The 8538-nt window shown below is 60.4% G+C and carries 8 protein-coding genes; 1 reads left to right on the top strand and 7 read right to left on the bottom strand.

Going from position 1 to position 8538, the window contains the following annotated elements; translation table 11 throughout:
- Nucleotides 1-1181, bottom strand: a 1181-nt coding sequence (locus OQK_RS19125) for an acetyl-CoA C-acetyltransferase (RefSeq protein ID WP_016773791.1), incomplete at its 3' end; no start/stop codon positions are given.
- Nucleotides 1182-1758: 577 nt separating this feature from the next.
- Between OQK_RS19125 and OQK_RS19120 the strand changes: the two genes are divergently transcribed.
- Nucleotides 1759-2580 carry a c-type cytochrome gene (locus tag OQK_RS19120; protein ID WP_016773790.1) on the top strand — a complete coding sequence of 274 codons (822 nt, stop codon included), beginning with the start codon at nucleotides 1759-1761 and terminating at the stop codon, nucleotides 2578-2580.
- Between the two features lie 120 nt (nucleotides 2581-2700).
- Here OQK_RS19120 and OQK_RS19115 read toward each other — a convergent pair whose 3' ends face one another.
- From OQK_RS19115 to speE, 6 genes are all read right to left on the bottom strand, one after another.
- Nucleotides 2701-3504 carry a transglutaminase family protein gene (locus OQK_RS19115; RefSeq protein ID WP_016773789.1) on the bottom strand — a complete coding sequence of 268 codons (804 nt, stop codon included), beginning with the start codon at nucleotides 3502-3504 and terminating at the stop codon, nucleotides 2701-2703.
- A complete protein-coding gene (locus OQK_RS19110) occupies nucleotides 3501-4451 on the bottom strand; it encodes an alpha-E domain-containing protein (RefSeq protein ID WP_016773788.1) in 951 nt (316 codons plus the stop codon). The genes OQK_RS19115 and OQK_RS19110 overlap by 4 nt, the downstream gene beginning before the upstream one ends.
- A gap of 12 nt (nucleotides 4452-4463) precedes the next feature.
- Nucleotides 4464-5873 (bottom strand): circularly permuted type 2 ATP-grasp protein, encoded by a 1410-nt coding sequence (locus OQK_RS19105; RefSeq protein WP_016773787.1) that lies wholly within the window; start codon nucleotides 5871-5873, stop codon nucleotides 4464-4466.
- Between the two features lie 478 nt (nucleotides 5874-6351).
- Nucleotides 6352-6699, bottom strand: coding sequence for a ribonuclease E inhibitor RraB (locus OQK_RS19100; protein WP_003223226.1), 348 nt, complete (start codon nucleotides 6697-6699; stop codon nucleotides 6352-6354).
- Nucleotides 6700-6908: 209 nt separating this feature from the next.
- Nucleotides 6909-7142 carry a hypothetical protein gene (locus tag OQK_RS19095; protein ID WP_016773786.1) on the bottom strand — a complete coding sequence of 78 codons (234 nt, stop codon included), beginning with the start codon at nucleotides 7140-7142 and terminating at the stop codon, nucleotides 6909-6911.
- Between the two features lie 288 nt (nucleotides 7143-7430).
- A complete protein-coding gene (speE, locus tag OQK_RS19090; protein ID WP_016773785.1) occupies nucleotides 7431-8306 on the bottom strand; it encodes a polyamine aminopropyltransferase in 876 nt (291 codons plus the stop codon).
- Nucleotides 8307-8538 lie beyond the last annotated feature (232 nt).

Raw genomic sequence — 8538 nt, 5'->3', positions numbered from 1 at the left:
ATGCCCATGCCGCCGCCGACACACAGCGTCGCCAGGCCGTAGCGCAGATGCCGCGCTTCCAGTTCATCAAGCAGGGTGCCGAGGATCGCGCAACCGGTGGCGCCCAGCGGGTGGCCCATGGCGATCGAGCCGCCGTTGACGTTGACCTTGCCGGGATCGACGGCCATGTCCTTGATGAATTTCAACACCACCGAAGCAAACGCTTCGTTGACCTCGAACAGATCGATGTCCTCCACCCGCAGTCCGGCCTTGGCCAGCGCTTTGCGGGTCGCCGGCGCCGGGCCGGTGAGCATGATGGTCGGGTCGGTACTGGTGACGGCCGTGGCAACGATACGCGCGCGTGGCTGCAGCCCCAGCGCGCGGCCCTTGGCTTCGGAGCCGATGAGCATCAGCGCCGCACCGTCGACAATTCCGGAACTGTTGCCCGGCGTGTGCACATGGTTGATCCGCTCGACATGGCTGTAGACCCGCAGCGCCGTGGCGTCAAAGCCCATCTGCCCGATCATTTCGAAACTTGGCTTGAGCTTGCCCAGGCCTTCGAGGGTCGATTCGGCGCGGATGAACTCGTCGTGATCAAGCAGGATGATGCCGTTCTGATCCTGCACCGGCACCAGCGACTTGTTGAACGAGCCGTCGGCCCGCGCTCGTGCGGCTTTTTGCTGCGAGTGCAGCGCGTAGGCATCGACGTCCTGCCGGCTGAAGCCTTCAAGGGTGGCGATCAGATCGGCGCCGACCCCTTGCGGGGTGAAATGGCTGTGCAGGTTGGTCTGCGGGTCCAGCGCCCAGGCGCCGCCATCGCTGCCCATTGGCACCCGCGACATCGACTCGACGCCGCCAACCACCACCAGATCCTCGAAGCCCGAGCGCACTTTCATCGCGCCAAGATTCACCGCTTCCAGACCCGAAGCGCAGAAACGATTGATCTGCACACCGGCGACGCTGACGTCCCAGTCGGCCACTTGCACCGCCGTCTTGGCGATGTCCGAGCCTTGATCGCCAATCGGCGTGACGCAGCCGAGGACGACATCATCGACCTGACTGGTGTCCAGCGCGGTGCGCGCCTGCAAGGCGCTCAGCAAACCGGCCACCAGGTTGACCGGCTTCACGCTGTGCAGCGCGCCATCGGCCTTGCCTTTGCCACGCGGGGTGCGCAACGCATCGAAAATCAAAGCTTCAGTCATGACGTCCTCGAACCTGATTTATTGTCACTTCACTTTCGCCCTGCGCCGACTGGCAAGCAATGACCACATTGCTCAAAGCGCTTGACGCACACGCTCAGACGGACGGTCATCCGTCATCAGATGAACCGGTTCAGGTCACCGAGTTGTCTAGCCAGCGGGCGGCAAAGAAGCTGGCAATACGCCTCATGCCGTTTTAAGAGCTTTTGCAAAGAACTCCATATGAAATGGATCTAAGCGAAGGGAGACGCGGGCTCTAAGGTGAAGATGTACGCCATCGTCGTCGGGTTTTGCCGAGACGGGCGTGCTCCAACAGGAAGTGCAACGCGTGCCGTCAGGGATATGCAGTCAGGCATGCATCAGGAAATAACAATAAAGGCGGTCAAGCCATGTTCAAACAACCGAAAGTACGTCAAGCAGGACTCATTCTTTTCGCCACGACGCTGTTGTTGATCTTGCCGAATCTGACCAAGGTCATCGGCTGATTCAAACGTCGCGTGCTGTATATCGCCACTGAAAATGTGACTGGCCCGCTACCCGGGCCAGCGTGGTTGTGCCAACCTTTGCGTACTCCCACGACATGGACGGCGATCATTTGAAAACGCTCATTGCGCTCGGTACCTTGCTGCTGAGCTTGCCCTTGTCCGCTGCACAACTGGATCTGCAGTTGGGCGCAAACAGCCGCACCTGGCAGACCGAAGAGCTGCTCAAGCATCCTCATGTGCAAACCCTCACGATCAACAATGATGTTTCCTACAAGAAGGACATGACCTATCAGGCCGTGCCGCTGGCCGCATTGCTGACGGGGGTCAAGCCGGAGGATCACTTGCAGGCGGTGGCACTGGATGGCTTTGCCGCAGAGTTGGCCGCCGCGCCCTTGCTGAACAAGGACGGCGCACGCGCATGGCTGGCAATCGAGGACCCGGCGCGGCCGTGGCCACCGCTGTCTGCCGGCAAGCACAGCGCCGGGCCGTTCTATCTGGTCTGGACCGATCCGCAGGCCGGCAATGTCAGCCCCGAACAGTGGCCGTTCGAAGTCGCCAGTATCAAGCTGATGGCGCCAGTGGCCCAACGCTTCCCTGCCCTGCTGCCCGATCCTGCCTTGAAGGCCGATGATCCGGTGAACCAGGGTTTTGCCCTGTTTCAGAAAAACTGCCTGGCCTGTCACCGGTTGAATGGTGCCGGAGACGCGCAGTTCGGTCCGGATCTGAATATTCCGCATAGCCCGACCGAGTATTTCGGTGCGGATTTCTTGAAGCGCTACATCCGCGATCCGCAGAGTTTGCGTCAGTGGCCGCAGGCGAAGATGCCCGGGTTTTCCGCGCAGGTGTTGCCGGATGGAGACCTGGAAATGCTGGTGGGCTATCTCAAGCACATGGCCGGCCGCAAAGCCAAGCCTTGATGCAGTCTCCCTTGTGGGAGCGAGCCTGCTCGCGAAGGCGGAGTGTCAGTCGCTGGTTGGCTGGCTGATGAACCGCTTTCGCGAGCAGGCTCGCTCCCACAGGGCTTTGCGTGCGTCGAGCTATTGTTGCTGCACGGAAATAACCGGCGTCGGCGAGACGAACACCTTCGCATGCATCTGCTCGCAGCCGCCGCCCCGGCGCATGCCACGGACCGGGCAGGCGTCGAGATAATCCAGACCCACCGCCAGCTTCAGGTGTCGCTCCGGGCGCGCCAGTTGGTTGGTCACGTCGAAGCTGTACCACGCGTCATCCAGCCACGCTTCTGCCCAGGCATGACTGGCCAGATGCTCGCAATCTTCGCTGTACAGATAACCCGACACGTAACGCGACGGCACGCCGAGGCTGCGCGCGCAGGCCAGAAACGCATGGGTATGATCCTGACAAACACCGGCGCGACCGGCGAAAGCTTCGGCGGCGCTGGTGTCGACTTCGGTTGAGCCCGGCGTGTAGGTCATGTGCTGATTCAAACCATGCATCAAGTCGATCAGCGCGGTGCGATCTCGCCGTTGCTTGCAGTTCTTCGCGGCAAATTCGCGCAAGGCTTCATCGGCTTCGGTCAGGCGTGTGAAGCGCAGGAACGGCAGCGCCGACTGGCTCTCATGTTCGGCCTCGCGCAATTCATCGATATCGACCTGACCACGGGCGCCGATGATGATCGCTTCGTGGGGCTCGTCCATGGTCAGCACATGCAGGATGTTGCCGAACGGATCGAGCTGCGCACGCACCGGACGCGGCAGGTCGAGTTGCCAACTGAGGACATGCTGGCGCTCGCTGTCGTGGGGCGTAAGGCGCAGGTACTGGATGCTCGCGCGCACCTGATCTTCGTAGTGATAGGTGGTCTCGTGGCTTATGGAAAGTCTCATGCAGCCTCCAGGTAGGAACTGTGAATGGCGTTGCCCAACTGGCGCACCAGCGGGATGAATTCAGTCAGCCAGGCGTGCAGGCCTTCTTCGAGGATTTCGTTGATGCCGGTGTAGCGCAGGCGCGCATCCATTTCCGCCGCCAGGCGTTGTGCCGGTCGGCCGTTGGCGCCTGGCAGTTGCGCGAGGATCTGGTCGATTTCTTCGGTACAGGCACGCAGCGAACGCGGCACATCGGCGCGCAACAGCAGCAGTTCGGCGACATGCCGGGCGCCGGGCGCGTCTCGGTAGATTTCGGTGTAGGCCTCGAATGAGGACAAGGCGCGCAGCAGCGCACTCCATTGGTAATAGGCGTGCGCCGTGCCATCGCTGACTGCTTCGGCCTGATCACCGGCCATTTCGTAACGGGCATCGAGCAGGCGCAGCGTGTTGTCCGCGCGCTCGATAAACGTGCCCAGACGAATGAAGCGAAACGCGTCGTTGCGCATGATCGTGCCGTATGAGGCGCCACGAAACAGGTGCGAACGCTCCTTGATCCATTCGCAGAAACGGCTCATGCCATAGCGGCTCAAGCCCTGTTCGGCGATGCCGCGAATTTCCAGCCAGGTCGCGTTGATGTTTTCCCACATGTCCGCAGTGATTCGCCCGCGTACCGCATGAGCACTGGCCCGCGCTGCACCAAGGCAGCTGTAGATACTGGCCGGATTGGCCGCATCCAGTGCGAAGAAATGCAGCAGGCGCTCGGCGTGCAGGTCACCGTGGCGTTCAAGGTAATCGTCCAGGGTGCCGGTGATCAGCAACGGCATGGCGAGTTCATGCAGACCATCGCCGCGCCCGTCCTGCGGCATCAGCGACAGCGAATAACTGATGTCGAGCATGCGCGCGAGATTCTCCGCACGCTCCAGGTAACGCGACATCCAGTACAGATCCGAGGCAGTTCTACTTAACATGGCAAGCTTCCTTCAATCCTCGACTACCCAGGTGTCCTTGGTGCCGCCGCCCTGGGAGGAATTCACCACCAGGGAGCCTTCACGCAACGCGACACGGGTCAAACCGCCAGGCACCACACGGGTTTCGCGACCGGACAGCACAAACGGACGCAAATCGATATGGCGCGGTGCAATGCCGTTTTCGACAAAGGTCGGACAGGTCGACAGCGATAGCGTCGGCTGCGCGATGTAGGCATGGGGTTTGGCTTTGATGCGCTCACGAAAGGCATCGATTTCCGCCGTCGTCGCGGCCGGCCCGACCAGCATCCCGTAACCGCCGGAGCCTTGGGTTTCCTTGACCACCAGTTCCGGAAGATTGGCCAGCACGTGGGAAAGTTCAGACGGGTTGCGGCACTGCCAGGTCGGCACGTTTTTCAGAATCGGCTCTTCGTCGAGGTAGAAACGGATCATGTCGGTGACAAACGGATACACCGATTTATCGTCCGCCACCCCGGTGCCGATGGCGTTGGCCAGCACCACATTGCCGGAGCGATAGGACGACAACAGCCCAGGCACGCCGAGCATCGAGTCCGGGTTGAATGCCAGCGGATCGAGGAAGGCATCGTCGAGGCGGCGATAGATCACGTCGACCGCTTTCGGGCCATCGGTGGTGCGCATGAAGACTTTGTCGTCACGCACGAACAGATCCGCACCTTCGACCAGTTCCACGCCCATCTCCCGCGCCAGAAACGCATGTTCGAAGAACGCGCTGTTGAAGCGTCCCGGCGTCAACACCACCACGCTCGGGTTGTCGATCGGGCTTGAGCTTTTCAGGGTGTCGAGCAGCAGATTGGGATAGTGATCGATCGGGGCGATGCGCTGGGCGGAGAACAGTTCGGGGAACAGGCGCATCATCATCTTGCGGTCCTCGAGCATGTAGCTGACGCCGCTGGGTGTGCGCAGGTTGTCTTCGAGAACGTAATAAGTGCCATCGCCATCGCGCACCAGATCGACGCCGGAGATGTGCGAATAGATATCGCGGTGCAGATCCAGACCTTGCATCGCCAATTGGTATTGCTCGTTGGCCAGCACCTGTTCGGCGGGAATGATCCCGGCCTTGATGATGCGCTGCTCGTGGTAGAGGTCGGCGAGAAACATGTTCAACGCCTTGACCCGCTGGATGCAGCCGCGCTCGACAATCCGCCATTCACTGGCGGGGATGCTGCGGGGAATGGTATCGAACGGAATCAGGCGCTCGGTGCCCTGCTCGTCGCCATAGAGCGTGAAGGTGATCCCGGCACGGTGGAACAGCAGATCGGCCTCGCGGCGGCGCTGCGCGAGCAGCTCGTCGGGCGTCTCGGCCAGCCAGCGGGCAAATTCCCGGTAATGCGGGCGGACCAGGCCGCCGGCATCGTACATCTCGTCAAAATAGGTGCGGATCATGCCGTACTCCTTGTCACTCCGGACATACAGGCCTTCGCAAGGCCCGTGCCATCGGCATAAACGCTTTGATTTCAATCGGTTGTAGATCCACGCCGAAGGCTGCGCACCATTCCTGTGCGGCAAATGCCCCGGCCCGATTGCCCCCGCTTCATTGCGACGCACTGCATCGCCTATCACCAGCATAGTCAGAGTTGATTTCACTGCCCGGCCACGACTGCGGATAATCCGCGCATTCGCTGCAAAACTTCCCCGGCACGCCGCCGCGAAGTAGACAGCTCAACTGATCTGAACTGCCTTGGCAGCCCCGTCCCGACAGGACTTTATTGCATACCCGTCTTCCCTTTCAGCCACCCTCTCCGGTGGCTTTTTTTTTGCCCAGGATTCTTGTTTCAGGGTTTTGCCACTGCGATATGCAGAAGCCAGAAACGACAACGGCCGACCCGAAGGTCAGCCGTTGCCCGACAGACAATGCGCAATATCAATTCAACCGGTAACGATTGCGCACCTCCTGCTTCACGCCCCAACCCTCGATAATGCCGCCCAGCGGTTCGACCACGGCTGAAAAGCCTTGCTCGAAATCGCCGATGTCGTCATAGGTTGCGTACATCACTTTGCTCAATTCCAGCGACCAGGCGCCGTCGTCGCGCGCACTGACCTGGGCATTGATGGACTCACCGCGAAATTTGCCTGCTGCCCTGCGCGCCCGCTCCTCGTCCGGGAAAATCGCGTAGAACTCGATGGGATGGAACCGGGAAAAATCGAAACCGCCTTCTTTCATGCGGCGCAGAACGTTGCTGCTGATGTCTTCTTGATAGGCTGTGCTCATGAATCGTCCCCCTCGATTGATGGATAGACTTTCCGTATTCCCGCCCCGGGCCTTTTGGCCTAAGTACTACGGCAACGTGGTTGCGCGCGGGAAACAAGCATGTAGCTGACAAGACCAGACCTTAGCGATCCATTCGCTGATCTCGCTTGCAGAGTAGCCCCAAGAGAGCGCCGCTGCCAAGGCCTGGTTTACGAGATGACAGGAAGTGTTCAGACAGGGGTGATGCTGCGGATTTCGATGCCGTTCTGGGTCTTGAGGTTTTTCACTCCGGCATCGGCGGTGCGCCCTTCCAGATCGTTGAGATCCAGCTGGGCGGCGACCGGAAGAAGCCGCTCTTTGACGAGCCGTGCGGCTTCATCATCGGACGGGCATTCCTCACGTTCGAAGACTTCATCGACAATTTCACCGTGATCATCCACGAAAGTGACTTTCCACTTTTGCATCAGTGCCTCCTCGATCAACCCGTAAATGGGCTTACCTCTATCTCGACTTTTTTCCGCGATAGTTGGTTCAAAAGGATTACAGCCGACAACGGTGAAAATAACCATCCGATCGATAGGGCGGACTCTGTGGCGAGGGGATTTATCCCCGTCCGGCTGCGCAGCAGTCGTAAGACCGTCCATTGCGGTTTGACGGAGACACCGCGCAGGCCGGTTCAGGGATGCTGCGCATCCCAACGGGGATAAATCCCCTCGCCACAAGAGCTCCCTTGTAGAGCGACGTCAGCGTGATCAGTCGTTGCTCGGCTTGTTGACCGCTTGCAGCACGTATTGCGGTAAGGCGAACGCGCCGATGTGGATTTCCGGGTTGTAGTAGCGGGTGACGATGCCGCTGCCGATGAAGCGCTGTTGCAGGGTTTCACGGCTGAGCTTGCGGTAGGCCGGGTTGGTCGAGCCCCAGGCGAAGGTCATCGAACCGCCGATGTAGGTCGGCACGGCGGCCTGATAGAAATGCCAGTCCGGGAACAGGCTGCGCAGGCGACCGGCGGTGGTTTTGACTTCGTCGATCTGCATGAACGGCGTGCCGTTCTGAGTGACGAGAATGCCGCCTTCGTTCAGGCAGCGGTGACATGCCTGGTAGAAGTTCTCCGAGAACAGCACTTCGCCCGGGCCGATCGGGTCGGTGGAGTCGGAGATGATCACGTCGAATTTTTCAGTGGTGGTGGCGACGAAACGCATGCCGTCATCGATCACCAGGTTCAGGCGCGGATCGTCGTAGGCTCCGGCGGAATGGTTCGGCAGGAATTCCTTGCACATGTCGACCACGGTGCCGTCGATTTCAACCATGGTGATGTGCTCGACGCCGGCGTGCTTGGTCACTTCGCGCAGCATGCCGCCGTCACCACCGCCGATGATCAGCACGCGCTTGGCAGTGCCATGGGCGAGGATCGGCACGTGGGTGAGCATCTCGTGGTAGATGAATTCGTCGGCTTCGGTGGTCTGGATCACGCCGTCCAGCGCCATCACCCGGCCCATGCGCGGGTTCTGGAAGATCACCAGGTGCTGGTGTTCGGTGCGCACTTCGTGCAGCAGTTTTTCCATGCGAAAACGCTGGCCGTAGCCTTCGTAGAGGGTTTCCAGGTACTCGCTGGTCTTGGTGACGGTCATGGTCAAGTGCTCCGATAAATGCGCGGGCGCCATCGTGGGGACGATTGCCCGGGAAAGGCGCGCATTCTACGTTGCCGAAGATGACAGGTCGAACCTCAGGTTGTTTTTTACCAGCGCAAATTACTGTGGGAGCGAGCCTGCTTGCGAAAGCGCAGCATCAGTTGCCGGTGATGGCGACTGACCCAACGTCTTCGCGAGCAGGCTCGCTCCCACAGGGATGACCGTGTGATCG

This window comes from Pseudomonas sp. R62, from assembly GCF_000257605.1.
GTDB lineage: Bacteria > Pseudomonadota > Gammaproteobacteria > Pseudomonadales > Pseudomonadaceae > Aquipseudomonas > Aquipseudomonas atacamensis.
The sequence above is the reverse complement of the archived record's forward strand: the minus strand, read 5'-3'. Positions and strand labels throughout refer to the sequence as shown.